The 21,170-nt window shown below is 72.0% G+C and carries 17 protein-coding genes; 3 read left to right on the top strand and 14 right to left on the bottom strand.

What is annotated here, in order from left to right; all coding sequences use genetic code 11:
- Position 1 precedes the first annotated feature (1 nt).
- The 7 genes from rpsP to B4K29_RS15505 all read right to left on the bottom strand — a co-directional run bounded on the left by rpsP (position 2) and on the right by B4K29_RS15505 (position 9,949).
- On the bottom strand, positions 2-541 hold the full coding sequence (gene rpsP / locus B4K29_RS15535) for a 30S ribosomal protein S16 (protein WP_029211923.1): 540 nt from the start codon (positions 539-541) through the stop codon (positions 2-4).
- A 201-nt stretch (positions 542-742) separates the two neighbouring features.
- Positions 743-3,307 (bottom strand): EAL domain-containing protein, encoded by a 2,565-nt coding sequence (locus tag B4K29_RS15530; protein ID WP_286968052.1) that lies wholly within the window; start codon positions 3,305-3,307, stop codon positions 743-745.
- Between the two features lie 196 nt (positions 3,308-3,503).
- On the bottom strand, positions 3,504-4,607 hold the full coding sequence (locus B4K29_RS15525) for a sugar-binding protein (RefSeq protein WP_029211925.1): 1,104 nt from the start codon (positions 4,605-4,607) through the stop codon (positions 3,504-3,506).
- 42 nt (positions 4,608-4,649) lie between these two features.
- Positions 4,650-5,909: a multiple monosaccharide ABC transporter permease gene (gene mmsB / locus B4K29_RS15520; RefSeq protein ID WP_029211926.1), complete on the bottom strand. Its 1,260-nt coding sequence runs from the start codon at positions 5,907-5,909 to the stop codon at positions 4,650-4,652.
- Between the two features lie 14 nt (positions 5,910-5,923).
- Positions 5,924-7,483, bottom strand: a complete 1,560-nt coding sequence (mmsA, locus tag B4K29_RS15515) for a multiple monosaccharide ABC transporter ATP-binding protein (protein ID WP_286968051.1) — start codon at positions 7,481-7,483, stop codon at positions 5,924-5,926.
- Positions 7,484-7,609: 126 nt separating this feature from the next.
- Positions 7,610-8,797 carry an ROK family transcriptional regulator gene (locus B4K29_RS15510; protein WP_286956571.1) on the bottom strand — a complete coding sequence of 396 codons (1,188 nt, stop codon included), beginning with the start codon at positions 8,795-8,797 and terminating at the stop codon, positions 7,610-7,612.
- A gap of 69 nt (positions 8,798-8,866) precedes the next feature.
- On the bottom strand, positions 8,867-9,949 hold the full coding sequence (locus tag B4K29_RS15505; RefSeq protein WP_286968050.1) for an amidohydrolase family protein: 1,083 nt from the start codon (positions 9,947-9,949) through the stop codon (positions 8,867-8,869).
- Positions 9,950-10,219: 270 nt separating this feature from the next.
- Here B4K29_RS15505 and B4K29_RS15500 point away from each other — a divergent pair, with 270 nt between their 5' ends.
- The 3 genes from B4K29_RS15500 (at position 10,220) to B4K29_RS15490 (ending at position 12,755) form a co-directional block, all read left to right on the top strand.
- Positions 10,220-11,431 carry a glycosyltransferase family 2 protein gene (locus tag B4K29_RS15500; RefSeq protein ID WP_286956569.1) on the top strand — a complete coding sequence of 404 codons (1,212 nt, stop codon included), beginning with the start codon at positions 10,220-10,222 and terminating at the stop codon, positions 11,429-11,431.
- Between the two features lie 3 nt (positions 11,432-11,434).
- Complete coding sequence (locus tag B4K29_RS15495) at positions 11,435-11,632, top strand: hypothetical protein (protein ID WP_239262693.1); 198 nt, start codon at positions 11,435-11,437, stop codon at positions 11,630-11,632.
- Positions 11,633-11,699: 67 nt separating this feature from the next.
- Positions 11,700-12,755, top strand: a complete 1,056-nt coding sequence (locus B4K29_RS15490) for a glycoside hydrolase family 26 protein (protein ID WP_286961086.1) — start codon at positions 11,700-11,702, stop codon at positions 12,753-12,755.
- A 9-nt stretch (positions 12,756-12,764) separates the two neighbouring features.
- On the opposite strand, the gene ffh is transcribed toward B4K29_RS15490, so the two are convergent.
- The 7 genes from ffh to B4K29_RS15455 all read right to left on the bottom strand — a co-directional run bounded on the left by ffh (position 12,765) and on the right by B4K29_RS15455 (position 21,131).
- Positions 12,765-14,360 (bottom strand): signal recognition particle protein, encoded by a 1,596-nt coding sequence (gene ffh / locus B4K29_RS15485; RefSeq protein WP_286961088.1) that lies wholly within the window; start codon positions 14,358-14,360, stop codon positions 12,765-12,767.
- A gap of 92 nt (positions 14,361-14,452) precedes the next feature.
- Positions 14,453-16,873, bottom strand: coding sequence for a [protein-PII] uridylyltransferase (locus tag B4K29_RS15480; protein WP_286968048.1), 2,421 nt, complete (start codon positions 16,871-16,873; stop codon positions 14,453-14,455).
- Between the two features lie 104 nt (positions 16,874-16,977).
- Entirely contained in the window at positions 16,978-17,316 is a 339-nt protein-coding gene (locus tag B4K29_RS15475; protein ID WP_019287923.1) for a P-II family nitrogen regulator, read from the bottom strand.
- The gene (locus tag B4K29_RS15470) at positions 17,313-18,677 is read right to left on the bottom strand and encodes an ammonium transporter (protein ID WP_239262703.1); all 1,365 of its coding nucleotides are present in this window, start codon (positions 18,675-18,677) and stop codon (positions 17,313-17,315) included. The genes B4K29_RS15475 and B4K29_RS15470 overlap by 4 nt, the downstream gene beginning before the upstream one ends.
- Before the next feature lie 99 nt (positions 18,678-18,776).
- Positions 18,777-19,403, bottom strand: a complete 627-nt coding sequence (locus B4K29_RS15465; protein ID WP_286968105.1) for a mismatch-specific DNA-glycosylase — start codon at positions 19,401-19,403, stop codon at positions 18,777-18,779.
- 62 nt (positions 19,404-19,465) lie between these two features.
- Positions 19,466-20,836: a signal recognition particle-docking protein FtsY gene (gene ftsY, locus B4K29_RS15460; RefSeq protein WP_286956561.1), complete on the bottom strand. Its 1,371-nt coding sequence runs from the start codon at positions 20,834-20,836 to the stop codon at positions 19,466-19,468.
- Positions 20,837-20,957: 121 nt separating this feature from the next.
- Positions 20,958-21,131 carry a hypothetical protein gene (locus tag B4K29_RS15455; RefSeq protein ID WP_239262707.1) on the bottom strand — a complete coding sequence of 58 codons (174 nt, stop codon included), beginning with the start codon at positions 21,129-21,131 and terminating at the stop codon, positions 20,958-20,960.
- Positions 21,132-21,170: the final 39 nt, after the last annotated feature.

Here is a 21,170-nt window from a genome sequence, read left to right as displayed (position 1 = left end):
ATCAGGCCTCGGCCTTCTCGTCGGACTCCGGAGCGGCGGCCTCGACGGACTCGGTCGCGGGGACCTCCTCGGCCTCGGCGGAGCCGGCGGACTCGGCAGCCTCGGCCGGGTCGGTCGTGGCGGGGGCCTCGGGGGCGGGCTCGGCCGGAGCCTCGTCCTTGGGGGCGGACTTCTTCTTCGGCGTCTCCTTGGGCTCGAGCTCGGCCTTCTGGAGGGCCTCGTTGTAGAGGTCCTGCTTGGAGCGCTTGGGCTCCTTGACCTGCAGGGTGCCCTCGGCGCCCGGGAGGCCCTTGTGCTTCTGCCAGTCACCAGTGATCTTGAGCAGAGCCATGACCTGCTCGGTCGGCTGAGCGCCGACGCCCAGCCAGTACTGCGCGCGCTCGGAGGTGATCTCGATGCGCGACGGCTGCTCCGTCGGGTGGTAGATGCCGATCTCCTCGATCGCACGACCATCGCGCTTGGTGCGCGAGTCCATCACGACGACGCGGTAGTACGGTGCACGGATCTTGCCCATGCGCTTCAGACGAATCTTGACGGCCACGAGTGTGGTGTCTCCTTGGATGTGGTGTGGGTGAGCCCGCGTCACGACACCGTGGGGACAGGCGCGGGCGGACTCGATGGACGCGTCGAGACCGGTGAGAGGGTCCGCTCACGGCGCATACGAGAGTCCATGATGCCAGATGGGCGGGGGTGCTGACGACATCCGGCGTGTCCGGACCGTGCCGGTGCGGACCCAGCAGCCTCAGTCCTCGGCGAGGAGCCGGTCGAGGTCGAAGGTCCGCGGGATCTCGTCGATGCGGGCGTACTCGTCGAACAGGTGGCCCTGGGCCAGGTCGCAGCCGAGGTCGCGCAGCACCCGCGCCGCCTCCGCGGTCTCGATGCCCTCCGCCACGACCGTCAGACCGAGGGTCTGGGCCATCGAGATGACCGCGTCCACGAGCGTGCGGTCGGAGGCGCTGCGGGCCGCACGCACGACCAAGGAACGGTCGATCTTGAGGAGCTGCACCGGCATCCAGGACAGGTGGACCATCGAGCTGTGCCCGGTGCTGAAGTCGTCGATGGCGAGGCGCACCCCGGCCTCGGACAGTTCGCGCAGCACCTGCGCCTCCTGGGAGGCGACGTCGACGAAGGACCGCTCGGTGACCTCGACCACCAGCCGCTCCAGGCCGAGGCCCGCCGCCTCCGTGCGTCGACGCAGGTCCTCCAGCAGCCCGGGACGCCGCAGCTCTCGGGGCCCGAGGTTGATGGCGACGAAGCTCGGGGTCCCGGACGCGGCCAGGTCACGGATCGACTCGGCGAGCACGACGCGACCCAGCGCGTCGATGAGCCCGGACTCCTCGGCGATCTCGATGAACTCGGCGGCGCGGACGAGTCGTCCGTTCTCCTCCATGCGGCACAGCGCCTCCACCCCGACGACCTCGCCGGTGCGCAGGTCGACGATCGGGTCGTATGCCGCAAGGATGCGCCCCTCCTCGATCGCCCGGCGCACGCGGTGCTCCACCTCGAAGCGGCGCACCGCCTGCTCCCGGTCGGCATGGCCGAAGACGTAGATGCCGCCCCCGCCCTGCGACTTGGAGCGGTTGAGGGCCACGTCCGCGTCGCGGAGGAGGTCGAGGTCGGTGTCCCCGACGGGTCGCTCCACCCCCGGGGCGGCCTGGGCCACGCCGATGCTCACCTGCGGTCGCACCGGGCCGAGGCTCGGCAGGTCGACGGGGGTGCAGAGCTCGTCGACGAGCTGCTGGGCGGTGGCGACCCCGTCGAGGGGCCCCTCCGTGTCGATGAGCACGCAGAACTCGTCCGCCCCCAGACGGGCGACGCACGTGCGTCCGGCCAGACCGAGGACGGCCGTCTCGAGCCGGCGCCCGACGACCGAGAGCAGGGCGTCGCCCACCTCGTGGCCGTGGGCGTCGTTGACCACCTTGAACCGGTCCAGGTCGAGGTAGAGCACGGTCCGCCAGGTCCTGGGACCGGCCGGCTCGCGCAGCCTGCTCAGCACCGCGTCCCGGCTGTAGAGCCCGGTCAGCTCGTCGTGCGCCGCCCGCCAGGTGAGCTCGGCCGTGCGCTGCCGCACGAGCAGCGTGAGCTGCTGCTCGCGCCGGCGGGACTCCTTGAGGTCGGCCTGCAGGAGGTCCATGCGCAGCCGCTCGGCGAGGTCGCGCACCCGTGACGAGGATCCGGCCCGCGCGTCGCCACGCGCCGCCTCGCGCTGCTCCTTCAGCAGAGCCAGGGCGCCGGCCTCGTCGCCCGTGCGCTCGGCGGCCTCGGTCAGCACGTCATACACCGCGTCGCGCTGCGACCGGGGAAGGGTGCTGGCGTGGTGGTAGGGCGCGAGGGCCCGGACCGCCGACTCGGCGTCCCCCGAGCGCAGGTGGGCCGTGGCGAGCGCGAGCAGCGTCGCGAGGCTCGGCGCTCCGGTCGTCCGTGTCTCGTCGTCGGCGAGCCGTCGCAGGGCGTCGGGGGCGTCGGGGTCGCCGAGCCTGGCGCGGACGGCGGCGACGCGGCGGACGTGGTCCGCGGGGTTCAGCCCCGCATGGACGACGAGCTCGGCCCCCCGCTCGCTCTCAGCCAGGGCGCCGTCGAGGTCGCCGGCGTCGAGCAGCAGCTCGGCCCGGATGCCGTGCAGGCGGGCCATGGCGGCGTCGGACTGCGGGACGGCCGTGCTGGCGAGTGCCCGGTCGACGTAGGTGAGACCCAGGTCGGTGTCCCCGAGCGCCTGCATGACCTGCGCGAGCCGGGCGAGGACGAGGGGCTGCAGTCCGAGCGCACCGTCCGCGTCCGCCTCCAGCGACGCTCGGAAGTGGGTCACGGCCAGCTCGAGGTCGCCGGCCGCAGCGGCCACCTGCCCCTCCAGGGCCAGCAGCCCGGCGCGGACGCGCAGGCCGAGGTCGTCCTCGGGCAGGGGCAGCGTCGCCGAGCGTCGAGCCGAGGCAGCGAACGCGGCCGCACCGTCGAGGTCGCCGAGCGCGAGGAGCGCCTCGCCGCGGGTCAGCTCGGCCTGGATCTCCACGACGAGGCTCCACGGGCCCGGCGGCAGGTCGGTGATCACCTGCAGCGCACCGCCGGCGACCTGCAGCGCGGCGCCCGGGTCGTTCTCGCCGAGGTAGCCCAGCTCGCTGGCCAGGTCCGCCGCGCACTGCACGGTGGTGTCGAGAGTGATGTCAGGGTCGGTCTCGGCGAGGCGAGCCAGGCGCTGGGAGGCACGAGCGGCGCGCTTGATGCGCAGGGCGGCCTCGCTGGCGGCCAGGCCCACGCGCAGCAGCGCCGTGTCGTCGCGGACACGGCCGACGCTGGGTCCTCGAAGGCTCACGCGTCTTATCTTGCCCAAAACATCTACGCAGAGTCACGACAACACTACAAATTGCTACCGGTAAGTTGAGATCCCCGGGACAGCGCGGGGGCGCCGCCCGACCGTTCGGTCGCGCGGCGCCCCGCTGGTGCCTGGGCACGAGCCCCCAGCCCGGATGACGGCGGCCCGCCGTCATACGGGCCCTGTCGACGCTGGGTCACTTGACCAGAGCCGACAGGGTGGGGTCGTTGGCGTAGGCCTCCTTGGCGTTGGCCTTGGTCACGATGACCGGCTCGAGCAGGTTGGCCGGCACGACCTTGACGCCGTTGTTGTAGGACTTCTCGTCGTTGACCGTGACCTTCTCGCCCTTCTGGAGCTGCTTGGTCATGTCGATCGCCGCGGCGACCAGCTTGCGGGTGTCCTTGTTGATGGTGGAGTACTGCTCCCCCGCCATGATCGACTTGACCGACTCCACCTCGGAGTCCTGACCGGTCACGACCGGGGTCGGCTTGCCGGCCTGCTTGACCGAGGTCATCGCGGCGCGGGCCAGGGTGTCGTTGGGCGACAGGACGCCGTCGAGCGGGACGGAGGCGTAGTGGGCGGCGAGCACGTTGTCCATGCGCTTCTGGACGTTCTCCGCCTTCCAGTCCTGGGTCACGACCTGCTGGAAGGAGGTCTGCCCGGAGACGACCTTGAGGGTCCCGTCCTTGATCTTGGGCTGCAGGACGCTCATCGCGCCGTCGAAGAACACCTTGGAGTTGGCGTCGTCGGGCGAGCCGGCGATGAGCTCGACGTTGTAGGGGCCGTTGGGCTTCTTGGCCTTGAGGCCCTCGAGAAGCGCGTTGCCCTGCAGCACACCCACCTTGAAGTTGTCGAAGGCGACGTAGTAGTCCACGGCCTGGGTGTTGGTGAGCAGGCGGTCGTAGGCGATGACGGTGACGCCCTGCTGCTTGGCGGCCTGCAGCTGGGTGCCGAGCTGGGAGCCGTCCAGCGCACCGACGATCAGGACCTTGGCACCCTTGGTGACCATCGTCTGGATCTGGTTCTGCTGCTCCGCGACGCCGTTGTTGGCGAACTGCACGTCGACCTTGAAGCCGGCGTCCGTCATGTCCTTCTTGAAGATGTTCTCCGCGAGAACCCAGTTCTCCGAGGTCTTCTTGGGCAGCGCCACCCCGATCAGGGCGCCCTGGTCGAAGCCCTTGGCCGCGGCGGACCCGCCGCTGCTCTGGGTCGAGGTGGAGGTCTGCTCGGCGCGCCCGCAGGCGGACAGGGTGAGGGCGACCGCGGAGACGGCCACGACGGTGGTGGTGAGCTTGCGCATGTGACTTCCTTGTCGTTCGTACTGGTGTGGTGAGGGTGGGGCTCAGGCCTTGGGCCGGGCCGTGGCGCCGGTTTGCGCGGTGCTCGTCGGCGTGCGCGACCCGGCGTTCTTGGTGAGGTGGCCGATGATCGACGGCCGCCCCTGCATCTTGTTGAAGACGTCGAAGGCCACGGCCGCGAGCAGCACGAGGCCCTTGATGATCTGGGTGACGTCGGCGCTCACGCCGAGCAGCGAGAGCCCGTTGTTGAGCACGGCCATGACCAGGCCGCCGATGATCGAGCCGACGACGGTGCCCACGCCGCCGGAGACGGCCGCCCCGCCGATGAAGACGGCGGCGATGGCGTCGAGCTCCCAGCCGACGCCGTCGCTCGGCCCGGACGCGGTGGAGCGGGCGACGAACATCATGCCCGCGAGGGCCGCGAGGACGGACATGTTCATCATGACCAGGAAGTTGACCTTCTTGGCCTTGACGCCCGACAGCTCGGCGGCGTGCTTGTTGCCACCCACGGCATACACGTGGCGACCGACCACGGTGCGGCTGGAGATGAAGCCGTAGAGCATGACGAGGAACGCCAGGATCAGGCCCGAGACGGGGAAGGAGGTCCCGGGGCGACCGGACGCCATCAGCAGGGTCACCGCGATGATCGCCCCGCAGATGAGCAGCAGGCGGATGCCGAGGGCGACGCCGTCCTCGAGCGGGAGGCCGATCTTGCGCTGGTTGGCGCGGTTGCGCAGCGCTCCCCCGACGATCGCGAGGCAGGCCAGCACGCCGAGCAGCACGGTGAGGTTGTTGTAGCCGGTGTTGGGCCCGACCTCGGGCAGGTAGCCGGACCCGATGGTCTGGAAGCCCTCGGGCACCGGCACGGTGAGCGACTTGCCGACCCACTGGTTGACCCCGCGGAAGATGAGCATCCCCGCGAGCGTCGTGATGAAGGCCGGGATGCCGACGTAGGCGACCCAGAATCCCTGCCAGGCCCCGATCAGCGCGCCGAGCGCGAGGCCCAGCAGGATGGCCAGGGGCCAGGCGAGGTTCCAGTCCCGCATCGCCATCGCGACCATGATGCCCACGGCCGCGGCCACCGACCCGACCGACAGGTCGATGTGCCCGGCGATGATGACGAGGACCATCCCGATGGCCAGCACGAGGACGTAGGCGTTGCCCTGGAGGATGTTGATGACATTGGTGGGGTCGAGGGTCAGGCCGTTGGTCAGGACCTGGAAGAGCGCGATCAACGCCACGAGGGCGATGATCATGCCGAACTGGCGGATGTCACCGCCGAAGACCTGCTTGAGCTTGTTCATCGGGCGTCTTTCGGTCAGGCGGAGGGCGCGTGGGTGGAGGACGTGAGGGTCATGAGGCGCATGAGGTTCTCCTGCGTGGCCTCGGACTTGTCGAGGCAGCCGGTGATGGCCCCCTCGCAGATCGTGTAGATGCGGTCGGACAGGCCGAGGAGCTCCGGCAGCTCGGAGGAGACGACGATGACGCCCTTCCCCTGCAGCGCGAGCTGCTGGATGATCCCGTAGATCTCGAACTTGGCCCCCACGTCGATGCCGCGGGTGGGCTCGTCCAGGATGAGGACCTCGGGGTCGGTGAACAACCACTTCGCCAGCACGACCTTCTGCTGGTTGCCGCCGGACAGCTTGCCGACACCCTCGTTGACGGAGGGGGCCTTGGTGCGCAGCGAGGTGCGGTAGCGCTCGGCGAAGTCGAACTCCTTGTGCCGGTCGACCACACCGCCCGGCGAGATCTTGCCGAGCTTGGCGGAGACCGTGGTCGTCTTGATGTCGTCCAGGAGGTTCAGCCCCAGCACCTTGCGGTCCTCGGTGACGTAGCCGAGGCCCTCCTTGATCGCGGTGGAGACGCTGGTCAGCTTGAGCCGGCGGCCCCGCAGGAAGGCCTCGCCGCCGAGGAGCTGGCCGTAGGAGTGGCCGAACAACGAGCGCATGAGCTCGGTCCGGCCGGCACCCATCAGTCCCGCGAAGCCCACTATCTCGCCCGCCCGCACCGTGAAGGACGAGCCCTTGCACACCAGCCGGCCGGGGATCTGCGGGTGCTCGACCGTCCAGTCGCGCACCTCGAGCAGGGTCTCGCCGATCTGCGGCGTGTAGTCGGGGAAGCGGGAGTCCAGGGGGCGACCGACCATGCCGCGGATGATGCGGTCCTCGTCCACGCCGCCGCCGTGGACGTCGAGGGTCTCGATGGACCGCCCGTCACGGATGATGGTGATGGAGTCCGCGATGGCGGCGATCTCGCCCAGCTTGTGGCTGATCATGATGCAGGTGATGCCCCGGTCGCGCAGACCGCGCAGCAGGTCGAGCAGGTGGGCCGAGTCCTCCTCGTTGAGGGCCGCGGTGGGCTCGTCGAGGATGAGCAGCCGGACGTTCTTGTTGAGCGCCTTGGCGATCTCGACGAGCTGCTGCTTACCGACACCGATGTTCTTGACCGGTGTCTCCGGGTCGTCGCGCAGGCCCACCGTCGACAGCAGCTCGCGGGCCCGCCTGTTGGTCTCCACCCAGCTGATGATGCCGCCCCTGGCCGCCTCGTTGCCGAGGAAGATGTTCTCCGCAATCGACAGCTCGGGGATGAGGGCGAGCTCTTGGTGGATGATCACGATGCCGGCGCTCTCGCTGGCCCGGATGTCCTTGAACTCCACCTCACGACCGTCGTAGAGGATGCGGCCGGCATACGTGCCGTGGGGATAGATCCCCGACAGCACCTTCATCAGGGTGGACTTTCCCGCGCCGTTCTCGCCGCAGATCGCGTGCACCTCGCCGGTGCTGACGGCGAGGTTGACGTGGTCCAGCGCCTTGACGCCGGGGAATTCCTTGGTGATGTCGACCATCTCCAGGATGACGGGCGCACCGGGTCGTGCCATCAGGGGGTCCCTTCTTCGCGACCTGACGACAACCGCGTCGTCACTCGTTCACAAAGTGAACTCGCTGGCGTGCCCGGCGTCAACCGCAGCGGCCCCTGCGTTGCGGGTTCGTGACGAAGGCCTCACTCAGTCGGCCGAGTGCGCGAGCGCCGCGGCGCCGAGGGCCTCGGTCCGGTCGCCCAGGGTCGTCAGGGTCAGCACCGTGGCCTCGGCGACGGCCGGGGTGGTGGCTCGCGAGAGCCCGTGCCGGATCGAGGGGAGCAGGGCCTCCCCCACGGCCGTCAACGGCCCCCCGACGGCGATCACGGCCGGGTTGATCACGTTGCACAGCCCCCCGCACACCTGCCCGAGGGCGGCACCGGCGTCCTCGAGGACGCGCAAGGCGGCCGGGTCCCCCGCCTGGACGAGGGAGATGAGCTCGGACGTGCGGGGCAGACGACCCGCCGACACCCCCAGCGCCGCCAGCATCGAGGGCACCGACGCGACGGTCTCCAGGCACCCGCGGTTGCCGCAGCGGCAGACCTGGCCGTACGCCGCGACCGGCAGGTGCCCGATCTCGCCGGTCATGCCGAGGTGGCCACGATGCACCCGGCCGCCGAGGACCAGCCCCGAGCCCACACCTGAGGCCACCTTGACGTAGACGAGGTCCTGCACTCCCTTGTAGGCGCCCCAGCGCGCCTCGGCGAGCGCGCCGAGCGTCGCGTCGTTGTCGACGTGGACGGGCATGCCGAGCCGCTCGGCGAAGGTCTCGGCAATCGGCAGGCCGACCCACTCGGGGAGGATCGCCCCGTGGCCCACCAGTCCGGTCCGGACGTCGACCGGACCGGGTATGCCGAGGCCCGCCCCGACGAGGCGGTGCCCCGCGTGATCCGCCGCCACCCGCACCTCGGAGACCAGGTCCGCCACCACCTGCAGGCACTCGGAGGCCCGGTGGCCCGCCGGGAGCTCGTGCGCGGACTCGCCGACGACCTCCCCGGACTCCGTCGCCACGACGACGCGCACGTGGCGACGGCCGACGTCGATCCCGAGGGCCACCTGTCGCCCCGCCTGGGGCACCAGCGTCACCTGGGTGGCCCGGCGTCCGGACGCGGTGGTCGTGCCCGTCGCGACCCGGCCGTCGTCCACCAGGGAGCGCACCAGGTTGGACACGGTCGCCGGGGAGAGACCCGTGGCCCGCGCCAGGTCCGCCTGCGTGGACGCGCCGCTCGAGCGCAGGTGCCGCAGGACTCGCTCGGTGTTGGCCCGCCGCAGGGCGCTGGGCGACCCGGATCCCCGTGGGGCGGTGCGGGATCGGGTGCGTCGGTCCTGGGGCATGGCTACACCATGAACCCGGTGACCTTTGCCGTCAAGAAGTGAACGCAACCTGTGACGAAGGTTATGACCTCAGCCGCGGACGACACCGCGCAGGACGACGGCCGTCGGGAACGCCAGCACGTCGAGGTCCTCACGGGGATCGGTGGCGTAGACGCAGAGGTCCGCCTGAGCCCCCTCCTCGATCCCGGGCCGCCCCAGCCAGTGGCGCGCGCCCCAGCTGACGGCGTCGAGCACCGCACGTGGCGGCAGCCCGGCCGCCCGCAGCTCGCGGGCCTCGGACCCCACCAGACCGTGCGGCAGCGACCCACCGGCGTCGGTGCCGCAGTAGATCGGGACGCCGGCCTCGAAGGCCTTGCGCACGGTCTCGTGGCGTCGGCGGTGCAGGTCGAGCATGTGGCGGTGGTAGTCCGGGAACTTGGCCCGGGCCGGCTCGGCGATCTGGGGGAAGGTCGCGATGTTGACCAGCGTCGGGACGATGGCGATGCCCTGCCGGGCGAAGGTGTCGACCACCTCGCCGCGCAGCCCGGTCGCGTGCTCGATGCAGTCGATCCCGGCGGCCGCCAGCTGCGGCAGCACCTCCTCGCCGAAGCAGTGGGCGGTGACCCGGGCCCCCTCCTCGTGCGCGACGGTGATCGCCTCGCGCGCCACGTCCTGCGGCCAGCACGGCGCCAGGTCGCCCGTCGCGCGATCGATCCAGTCACCGACCAGCTTGACCCAGCCGTCCCCGCGCCGTGCCTGCGCACGGACCGTCTCGACGAGCTGGTCCGGCTCGATCTCGTCCGCGTAGTCGCGGATGTATCGCCGGGTCCGGGCGATGTGACGCCCCGCGCGGATCACGACCGGCAGGTCCTCGCGGTCGTCGATCCAGCGGGTGTCGGACGGCGAGCCCGCGTCCCGGATCAGCAGCGTCCCCGCTGCCCGGTCGCCCCTGATCTGGGCCTCGGCGGTCTCCGCGTCCACGGGCCCGTGCGCATCCAGCCCCACGTGGCAGTGGGCGTCGACCAGGCCGGGGAGCACCCAGCCGCGGATCGTCTCGCAGTCCCCGGACGGCTCGGTGAAGGTCACCCGGCCGTCCACCACCCACAGCTCGTCACGGACGTCGTCGGGGCCGACCAGGACCGGGCCGGCGAGGTGCAGCGGTGCAGCGCTCATGGTCGTGACCCTATCGGCGCGAACGTGTCGTCGCACCGCCAGGGAAGCACCTCGACCTAGGCCTGAATGCAGCAGTCACCACTACTGCTGGTCGCCGCGCGGTCGCCGGCCAGATCACGCACCGCACCAGGTCCATGACCGTCCGAAGTAGTTGCAACCCGTGAAGGTACAGCCGTATGCGATGACCCAACCGGCCAGTAGGTCGGGCCGGAACCTGGTGGAGCCCCACCACCCAGGTGGGATCCCGCCCCTCCTGAGGAAGCGGTCACCATGTCCCCCACGCTCGCCCCCACGAGCCCCGAGGCCACCGCCCCTGCCGGCGCGCAGCGCGCCCAGGCATCGGTCGGCGAGCGCCGCCTCGGTCGCGTCCACGTCCTCGTCCCGGCCCACAACGAGGAGGCCGGGATCGCCAACACGCTCCTGGCCCTGCGCGACCAGACCTACCAGCCGCACACGGTGACGGTCATCGCTGACAACTGCACGGACGCGACCGTCGACATCGCCCGCGGCATGGGGGTCACGGTCGTCGAGACCGTCGGCAACACGGACAAGAAGGCCGGCGCCCTCAACCAGGTGCTCGACACGCTGCTGCCGACCCTGGGGGCGGACGACCTGGTGTTCGTGCAGGACGCCGACTCGGCCCTCGACGCCCACTTCCTCGAGAACGCCGCCGGCTATCTCACGAGGCACGACCACCTCGGCGCCGTCGGCGGGACCTTCCGGGCGCAGCCGGCCGTGCAGCGCGAGCGCACCCGCCGCGCCGAGGCTCCGGCGGAGCGGTGGAGCCGCCTGACGTGGAACGCCAACTCCCGCTTCCTCCAGCACCTCCAGGACAACGAGTACGCCCGCTACGCCCGCGACGTCCGGCGCCTCGACGGCAAGTGCCTCGTGGTCACGGGCACGGCCGCGATGTTCCGGGCCACCATGCTGCAGGACCTCAGCCTGGCCCGCCTGGACGGGCGGCTCCCCGGGGGTGACGGCCGCGGCGGCATCTACGACCCGCGCGTCCTCACGGAGGACAACGAGCTGTCCTTCGCGATCATGCACCTGGGCTACGAGCTGCTCGCACCCCCCAGCTGCACGCTCACCACCGAGGCGATGTCGACCTGGCGCGAGCTGTGGCAGCAGCGCCTGCGGTGGAAGCGCGGGGCCGTCGAGAACTGCGTGCAGTACGGCATCACCCGGGTGACCCGTCCCTACTGGGGCCGCCAGCTGCTCACGATGCTGGGCGTCGTCATCACCGCGTTGTACCTCGCGGACGTCGCCCTGACGATCACGCTCGGGCACTTCATGCTCCAGCCGATCTGGCTGGGCATCACTGCGATCTTCTGCGTCGAGCGCTTCGTCACGGTGCGCGACAAGGGAATTCGCCAGCAGCTGCTCTCCGCCACGATGTACGAGCTGCCCTTCGACTTCTTCCTCCAGGCGACCCACGCCAAAGCCTATGCAGATGCCATCGCACGAACCGAAAGGACATGGTGACCCATGTACAACAACCCAGCCACCCCCGTCTTCGCCGCCGGAGTCGGCGGAGGCCTGACCTACGCAGGCTTCGAGAGCCTGTACCTCGCCATGGGCGCGTTCGCCCTCGTGGCGGCGGTCTCGGCCGTGAAGCGGATGGCCCCGGTCTACCGCGGCAAGGCTGCCCGGGCCCGGGCAGCGATGCTGAACGAGTCCGCCTGACCTGGGGGACCCGATCACACGCGACATACAGTGCGTAGTGGGCGGTGACTGTGCGTAATATTTGCGCATGGTCACCGCCCGTCGCCGTCGCTCCCTGCTCGCCGTTGCCGCCCTCGCGACGGCGTCCCTCGTGACCGCGCCCGCCGCCCTGCCTGGTGCGGGCGACCCCACCGCCGCCGCGGCTCAGCCGACGGCCCTCACCTCCACCATCCCCCTGGCCCTCGGCGCCTACAGCCAGGGCATGGACCGCGATCCCCGCGTGCTCGACCGCACGGCCTCGGCCGTCGGGCGTCCGATGGCGATCGCCTCGGTCTTCCGCGGGCGCGGTGACGACCCCTACTGGCCCTACCCGAGCGACCGGGCCATGGGTGCCACGCGCACCCTGCTCGTCGCCTGGTCGCTGGAGGACTACGGCAACTACGCCTACTGGTCGAGCGGCCGCGGCGACGCGGTGCTCCGCGCCAAGGCGCGCACGCTGCGTGCCTACGGTCGTCCCGTGGTCCTGCGTCCCTGGGCCGAGATGAACGCCGACTGGGTCGCGCACCAGCCGACCGCCGGCGCGGCCAAGAGCCGCGGCGGCAGCCCGGCGCAGTTCAAGGCCGCGTGGCGCCGGGCCGTCACGATCTTCCGGCAGGAGCGCGCCACCAACGTCCGCTGGGCCTTCAACCCCACCACCGACACGTATGCCGGGACCACCGACGTCCGCACGATCTATCCCGGCAACGACGTCGTCGACATCCTCGGGCTCGACGGCTACAACTGGGGCACGACGCGGACCCGCAACCTGGGCTGGCGCAGCTTCGACAACGTCTACGCGACGCAGTACCAGCGCCTCGTCGCGCTCGCACCGCGCAAGCCCGTGTGGATCTGCGAGATCTCCTCGGCCGACCCGGCCTCGGCCGGGGTGTCGCGGGTGCCGGTCAGCGCTCCGAGCGGTCAGAGCAAGGCGACGTGGTGGCGCGACGCCTTCGCCCGGATGAGGACGGGCTACCGCAACGTCCAGGCCGTCGTGATCTTCGACGTGGACAAGGAGCGCAACTGGCGGGTCGCCAGCTCGTCGGGCTCCGCGTCGGGTCTGCGCTCGGCCGTCGCGACGCCGATCCTCAAACCGCGCCAGCCCTGACCCGCGGGGTCAGCGACCCAGGAACGAGTCGAACCCCTTGGGCAGCTGGGAGGCGTCCAGACCAGCGCCGTCGGCGCCGTCCGCGCCCCCGAAGGCCGACCCGAGCGAGTTGCCCTTGGCGGCCTTGGCCTTGTCCGCGGCGGCGCGCTCCTGCTCGGCGCGCTTGGCCGGGTTGCCCGACTTCCCCTTCTTGCGCTGGGGGGCCTGCTTGCCCTTCTTGCCGCCACCGGGCATGCCGGGCATGCCCGGCATGCCGCCCCCGCGACGCATCTGCCGCATCATCTTCTGCGCCTCGCCGAAGCGCTCGAGCAGGGCGTTGACCTCGGACACCTGCACGCCGGAGCCGCGGGCGATGCGGGCGCGCCGCGACCCGTTGATCTGCTTGGGGTGGGTGCGCTCGAACGGCGTCATCGACCGGACCATCGCCTCGACCCGGTCGAACTCCCGCTCGTCCAGGGAGTTGATGGCGTCCCGCATCTGGTTCATCCCCGGCATCATGCCGAGCATCGACTTCAGGTTGCCCATCTTCTTGATGGCGGCCATCTGCTGGAGGAAGTCGTCGAAGGTGAAGTCCTCCTCCGCCATGAACTTGCGGGCCATCTCGTCGGCCTCGCGGCGGTCGAACGCCCGCTCGGCCTGCTCGATCAGGGTGAGGACGTCACCCATGTCGAGGATGCGGCTCGCCATGCGGTCCGGGTGGAAGACCTCGAACTCCTTGACGCCCTCACCCGTCGAGGCGAACATGATCGGTCGCCCGGTGGTCTGGGCGACCGAGAGGGCCGCACCACCGCGGGCGTCGCCGTCGAGCTTGGTGAGCACGACACCGGTGAAGTCCACGCCGCGCTGGAAGGCGTCGGCGGTCTCCACCGCGGCCTGGCCGATCATGGCGTCGATGACGAAGAGGACCTCGTCGGGCTCTATCGCCGAGCGGATGTCGGAGGCCTGCTGCATGAGGGCCTCGTCGATCGCGAGGCGGCCGGCGGTGTCGACGATGACGACGTCGCGCTGCTGGCGGCGCGCCTCCTCGACGCCCTGGCGGGCGACGGCGATGGGGTCCCCGAAGCCCTGCGTGCCGGAGCGGCTCTCGATGGCGGCGTCGTAGCCCGAGACGTTGCCCCGCTCGGGGGCGTAGACCGGCACCCCGGCGCGCTCGCCGACGACCTGCAGCTGGGTCACGGCGTTGGGACGCTGGAGGTCGGCCGCGACCAGCATGGGGGTGTGTCCCTGGTCCTTGAGCCAGTAGGCCAGCTTGCCCGCGAGGGTCGTCTTGCCGGAGCCCTGCAGGCCGGCCAGCATGATCACGGTCGGCGGCTGCTTGGCGAAGGCGATGCGCCGCGTCTCACCGCCGAGGATCGTGACGAGCTCGTCGTTGACGATCTTGACGACCTGCTGGGCGGGGTTGAGCGCCTCGTGCACCTCGGCCCCGAGCGCCCGGTCCCGCACCGCGGCGGTGAAGTGCCGGACCACCGGCAGCGCCACGTCGGCGTCGAGCAGGGCGACGCGGATGTCCCGGATCGTCGAGTTGACGTCGGACTCCGTGATCCGGCCCTTGCTGCGCAGGTGGCGGAAGGTGTCTGTCAGGCGGTCGGAGAGGCTCGTGAACACCAGACAAGGCTAACGGGTGACGGGTCGGCTGCCGACCAGGCGCTGCGGGCCGATCCTCGGCCCCGGGCCGTATGCCGCCCGCCCGGCGCCTCTCACGAGGCACCGTCGCAGGCGTCGATGAGGGCGGAGACCGTACGTGCCACGAGGCCCGGCGACAGCGGCTCGCCGGCGGCGTCGGTGAGGTAGAAGGTGTCGAGCGTCTGCCCGGCGTAGGTCGCGACGTGGGCGCTGCGCACCGACACCCCCTCCGCGGTGAGTGCCCGCCCCAGGTCGTGCAGCAGTCCGAAGGCGTCCCCGGCCCGGACCTCGAGCACCGTCGCGTCCGTGCCACCGGCAGGCACGACGAGCACCCGCGTCTGGCCCGGCGCGGCCGAGGCGGACCGGGAGCTGGCGGTGAGGGCGCGTCGGGGTGCGCGTCGGTCCAGCGCGGCGAGGGGTGCCCGGTCGCCGGCACCGAGCCGGGCCAGGCCGCGCCGCAGCGCGTCCAGGTCGACCGGGTCCTCGGCGGGCGACACGACGTGCCAGTCGTCGACGGCCAGCCCGTCGACGGTGCGGATGCTGGCGCTGCGGACCTCGAGCCCGTGCACGGCCATGAGGCCCGCCATGTCGGCGAACAGGCCGGGGCGGTCCGGGCAGACGACGCTGACCCGGTCGACCGAGCCGTCGCGCTCCACGCCCACCCAGGGGTGTCCGGCGGCGAGCTCACCCCGGGCCACCGCAGGGATCATGACCTGCGTGGGCTCGGCCTCCGGGATCGGTCGGACGGACCCCTGCGCGTCCGCGAGGCGGGCCCGGGTGCCGGCGACGAGGCGCGCGAGCAGCGACTCACGCCAGCTCGACCAGGCCTGCTCCCCCGCGGCGCGGGCGTCGGCCTCGGTCAGCGCCCGCAGCAGCGCTAGGCGCTCGGGGTCCTCGGCGACGGCTTCGACGGCGGCGGTGACGGTGGCTGGGTCCTCCGGGTCGCGCCGGGTCGCCAGCTCGATGAGGGTGAGGTGCCGACGCACGAGGGCCACGACGGTCTCGACCTCCTCGGGCGGGTAGCCCCAGCGCTCGAGCACCGGACGCGCTCGCGTCGCGCCCTCCTCGCTATGATCGCCCGCGCCGGCCACCTTGCCGAGGTCGTGCAGGAGCGCGGCGACGCCCAGCAGGTCGGGGCGGGCCACCTCGCGCGCGAGCCGGGACGCCTCGACGGCGGTCTCGACGCAGTGCCGGTCGACGGTGTGGCGGTGGATCCCGTTGCGCTGCGGGCGGCTCCGCACGTCGTCCCACTCCGGGAGCCAGCGGCTGACCAGGCCCGCCTGGTCGAGGTCCTCCCAGGTGTCGACGAGCCCGGGGCCGGCCGCCAGCAGGTCGCCGAGCAGGTCTCGGGCGTCCTGCGGCCACGGCACCGGCAGGTCGGGGCACCGGCTCGCGAGGTTCGCCGCGGTGGCGGGGGCGAGCGGCATACCGGCTCTCGCGGAGGCGACCGCCGCCCGCAGCGGCAGGAGGGCGTCGCGGGCCGGGTCCACCCGCGGGCCGAGGACGACCTCGCCGTCGTGGGCGTGCAGGCCGTGGCCGAGGGGGGTGAGGACGGGGCGCCGGGTGCGCACCCGCAGGGTCCGGGCGCGTTGCGCCTGCCCGGCGCTGCGCAGGGCGGCGTCGAGGTCGTGGGCGACGGCCCGCGCGGCCGTCGCCACGCCGGCGAGCATCGTGTCGCTGTCGGGCTCCGAGGTCAGCGCGGCCACGGCGTCCTGGTCGGGCAGGTTGAGGCGCGTCCGCCCGCGACCGGTGACCACGTGCAGCGCGTCGCGCACGTCGAGGAGCCGGTCGTATGCCGCGAGCACCTCCCCGCGCGGCCGCTCCGCGAGCCAGGCCACCGCGAGGGCGCGCAGGATCGTCATGTCGCGCAGCCCTCCCCGGGCCTCCTTGAGGTCGGGGGCGAGGCTCTGCGGCAGGTCCCCGAAGCGCGCGTGCCTCGCCTGCGCCGACTCGACCAGCTCGGGCAGACGCTTGCGGGCGTTCGCGCGCCAGTCGTGGGCGAGGGCCGCCCGCACGGCGGTCACGACCTCCTCATCACCCGCGAGCAGGCGCAGGTCGAGCAGGCCGACCGCCGCGGTGAGGTCATCGGTGGCGGCCTTGCGGCACTGGGACAGCGACCGCACGGAGTGGTCGAGGCCGAGCCCGCTGTCCCAGAGGGGATACCAGAGGCGGTCGGCGAGGGCGGAGAGCTCGCCCTCGGGGACCCGGCCCTCGTGCAGGAGGACCAGGTCGAGGTCCGACAGGGGCCCGCCGTCGCCACGAGCCAGGCTGCCCGTGGCGGCGAGGGCGACGCCGGGCAGCAGACGTCCGGACGTCGCCTCGGCCCACAGCTCGCGCAGGGACGTGTCGGTCAGGGCCGTCACGGCCCCTCGACGGGCCTGGCCGGCCCCGCGAGCGGTGTGCTCGCGGGTGCCGGCCAGGCTGAGGCGTCGGTCGCGCAGGGTGGAGGGGGTGGCCGGGGTGGCGGCGGCGCGGGAGGCGGTGGCGGTCGCCATACCGACCCCTGTCCCTCCGGCCGTGCCGGCAGCGCCTGCTCCTGCGCCTGCCGCGCCAGCAGCGGCCCCACCGGTTGCTCCCTGTCCCGGACCGACGCTCGAGGTCACAGCGCGTCGACCCCGCGCTCGCCGGTGCGGACCCGCACGACCTCCTCGACGGGGATGGACCAGACCTTGCCGTCCCCGATGCGTCCCGTGGAGGCCTGGCGCACGACCAGGTCCATGACGTCCCGGGCGTCGCGGTCGTCGACGAGCAGCTCGAGGCGGAGCTTGGGGACGAAGTCCACGGTGTACTCCGCGCCGCGGTAGACCTCGCTGTGGCCGCGCTGGCGACCGTAGCCCGAGGCCTCGCTGACCGTCATGCCGGCCAGGCCGAAGGCCTCCAGTGCCTCCTTGACCGGGTCGAGCATGTGGGGCTTGATGATGGCGGTGATCAGCTTCATGAGTTCACGTCCTCCGTGGTGCGGGTGCCCTGGCCCCAGTGCGAGGTGGCGCCGATGGCGTCCCCGAGGGGTCCGGTCGCGCCGGGGCGGCGACCGATGGCGATGGGGGTCAGGTCGTAGCCCGTCTCGGCGTGCTGCGTCTGGTCGACGCCCTGCAGCTCGTCCTCGTCGCTGGCCCGGAAGCCCATCGTGGCATCGATGGCCTTGGCGATCACCCAGGTGACCACGAAGGAGTAGACGAGCACCGCGACCGCGCCGAGCGCCTGGCGCCACAGCTGGTCGAGCCCGCCGCCGTAGAACAGGCCGTTGACGGTGTTGACCGGGGCGGCGTCGGTGGCGAGGAAGCCGACCGCGAGCGTGCCGACCAGGCCACCCACGAGGTGGACGCCGACGACGTCGAGCGAGTCGTCGTAGCCGAGGCGGAACTTCAGGCCCACCGCGAAGGCGCAGGCCACGCCGGCGAGGGCGCCGATGATGATGCCCCCGACCGGGCTGACGGTGGAGCAGGCCGGGGTGATGGCCACCAGGCCCGCGACGACGCCCGAAGCGGCACCGAGCGAGGTCGCGTGACCGTCACGCAGACGCTCGGTGAGCAGCCAGCCGCACATGCCCGCGGCGGTGGCACCGAGGGTGTTGATCCAGGCGATGCCGGCAAGGGGGCCGGCGCCAAGGGCCGAGCCCGCGTTGAAGCCGAACCAGCCGAACCACAGCAGACCCGCGCCGAGCATGACCAGCGTCAGGTTGTGCGGGCGCATCGGGTCCTTGCCGAAGCCGCGACGCTTGCCGAGCACGAGGGCCAGGGCCAGGGCCGCCGCGCCGGCGTTGATGTGGATCGCCGTGCCGCCGGCGAAGTCGATCGCCTTGACCGTGTTGGCGATCCACCCACCCTTGTCGGACACGACGCCGTCGAAGGAGAACACCCAGTGGGCGGCCGGGAAGTAGACGAGCAGCGCCCAGATCGCCGCGAAGACGCACCACGCCGAGAACTTGGCGCGGTCCGCGATGGCTCCGGAGATCAGCGCGACCGCGATGATCGCGAACGCCGCCTGGAAGCCGGCGAAGACGGTCGAGGGCACGGTGCCGACGACCGAGTCGGGGTTGAGCATCGTGTTGAGCCCGGCGAAGTCCAGGGGGTTGCCGATCAGCCCGCCCAGGGAGTTGCCGAAGGCCATCGAGTAGCCGACGAGCACCCAGAGCACGCCGACGATCCCCATCGCCGCAAAGCTCATCATCATCATGTTGAGCACGCTCTTAGAGCGCACCATTCCGCCGTAGAAGAGGGCAAGACCGGGGGTCATGAGCAGCACCAGCGCGGCACTGACGAGGACCCAGGCGGTGTCGCCGGTGTTGATCGCGTCCATGGGCTCAACCCTGTCGGGGCCGCGTTTCACGACCCGACGCGATCGTGTTTCCGCGACGTTAACCGCGACCGCGCCGCGTAAACACCGCGTGTCCCGCGGCTAGCGACCCCAGTGGCCGCCCATGGGCGGGACCAGCCCCGCGTCCGCCCCCGCCGCCCGCATCGCCAGGGCTATCGAGTCCACGGTGTCGTGCGCGTTGAGCCCGCTCGGGTTGGGGACGACGTGGACGATCGCGCCGTGCCAGGGCTCCGGCTGCCGACCACGCTCGACCTGCTTGATCTGCTTGACCTGCTTGACCTGCTTGACCCCGAACGCGATCCGGTAGGTCGTGATCCCCGCGAACGCCACCACGGTCGGACGCCGATCCTGCACCACCGAGGCCAGCCGGTCCAGGCCCTCGCGCAGCTCCTCGGGGCTCACCTCGTCGGCGCGCGCCGTCGCACGGGCGACCAGGTTCGTCATACCGATCCCCCTGTCGCACAAGGCGACCCGATCGCTGTCGGCCAGCCCGGCGCTCGGGTCCATGACCCGGGGCACGAGGCCGGCCCGGTGCAAGGCCGGCCAGAACCTGTTGCCCGGCCGCGCGTAGTGCGCGTCCACGGCCCCGGACCACAACGAGGGGTTGATGCCGACGAGGAGGAGGCGCAGGGGATCCGGCAGCAGGTCCGCGATGACCCTCCCCCGGGCCTGCTGGAGCTCGTCGGCCGTGGGCCGCCGACCCCGCACGTATGCCGGGGAGCCCGCCGCCTCACGAGGCGACGGGCTCCCGCTCGGGTGCTGCGAGACCACTACTCGACGATGGCGTCGACGAACGCGACCGCGTCGAACGGCGCGAGGTCGTCCGGGCCCTCGCCCAGCCCGACGAGCTTGACCGGGACGCCGAGGGTGCGCTGGATGGCGACGACGATGCCGCCCTTGGCGGTGCCGTCGAGCTTGGTGAGCGCGATGCCGGTGATGGCGACCTCCTTGGCGAAGGCCTCGGCCTGCTTGAGGCCGTTCTGCCCCGTGGTGGCGTCGAGGACGAGGATGACCTCGTCGACCTCGGAGGTCTTCTCGACGACGCGCTTGATCTTGCCGAGCTCGTCCATCAGGCCCACCTTGTTGTGCAGGCGGCCGGCCGTGTCGAGGATGACGACGTCGACCTCCTGCTCGATGCCGGCCTTGACCGCGTCGAAGGCCACGGACGCGGGGTCGGCGCCGTCGCGGTGGGAGCGGACGGTCGGGACACCCACGCGCTCGCCCCAGGTCTCGAGCTGGTCGGCGGCCGCGGCGCGGAAGGTGTCGGCCGCGCCGAGGATCACGTCGCGGTCCTCGGCGACGAGCACGCGCGCGAGCTTGCCGACGGTGGTGGTCTTGCCGGTGCCGTTGACGCCGACGACCATGATCACGGCCGGGCGGTCACCGCGGCGGGTGGAGGCGATGCGGCGGTCCATGGTGGGGTCGACCAGGGTCAGCAGGTCCTCGCGCAGCCACTCGCGGGCCTCGGCCTCGTCCGTGGTGCCGTCGACGCGCACGTGGGTGCGCAGCGAGTCGACGAGCTCGGAGGTGGCCTGGACGCCGAGGTCGGAGGCCAGCAGGGTGTCCTCGACCTCCTCCCACGCAGCCTCGTCGAGCCGGCCGCTGGACAGCAGGGTGAGCAGGGCACGCCCGAAGGCCGTGTTGGAGCGGGCCAGGCGCGAGCGCAGCTTGTGCATGCGGCCCCGGGCGGACTCGGGCCGCTCGGTTGCGACCTCGGCCTCGGGGGCGGTGGGGGTCGCGCCCGACGGTGCTCCGTCGCGATCGCCGGGCTCGAGGGTCGTCGTGCGGGAGGTCAGGCCCTCGGGGTCCTGGTCGGGCGCGGGCGTGCCGACCGGCGATGACGACCGCGCGGTCTCGTCGTCGAGCTCGGCACCGTCAGCAGATCCGCTGCTGGTGCTGGTGGCGCCGCCAGGCTGTCCGGGCTCACCGGGCGTGCCGGCGTCGCGACGGGGAGCCTTGGGCTCGAGGACGTCTCCCCAGGTCGGGGCGGGCGCGTCACGGCGAGGCTCGGGTCGGGTCGAGGGCGGCTTGGGGGCGTCCTTGGTCCGGCCGCCACGGCTGCGCACGAGGCCGACGAGCGCGACGACGGCGAAGACGAGGATGCCGACGATGAGGAGCAGGTAGTCCTGGAGGGTGTCCACGCCGCCATCCTCGCAAAGGTCGACGCCCGACACACAACGCGCCGCCCGGCCGGCGCGACGCCGGACGGGCGGTGAGGGGTGTCCTGCGGGGTCGCGAGGACCCGCATGGCGACGGCCGGGGTCAGCGGCTGCTGCTGACCTTGTCCCGGGCGGCGGTGACGGTGTCGGCGACCCGCTCCTGCCCTTCGACGGTCAGGAGGGTGTCGCCCTCACGGGCGGCGGGGATGGCCACGAGGGCCACCACGACGAGGGCGAGAGCGAGAGCGAGCAGCATGCCAAGGATGACGACGACCATGACACCCAGTGTGTCCTGCCCGCCTGGGTGCCCGTCCAG

The sequence above is a fragment of the Arsenicicoccus sp. UBA6765 genome (assembly GCF_002453335.1).
Classification (GTDB): domain Bacteria; phylum Actinomycetota; class Actinomycetes; order Actinomycetales; family Dermatophilaceae; genus Arsenicicoccus; species Arsenicicoccus bolidensis.
Note: the sequence above shows the minus strand (reverse complement) of the source record. Positions and strands in the feature narration are given on the sequence as shown.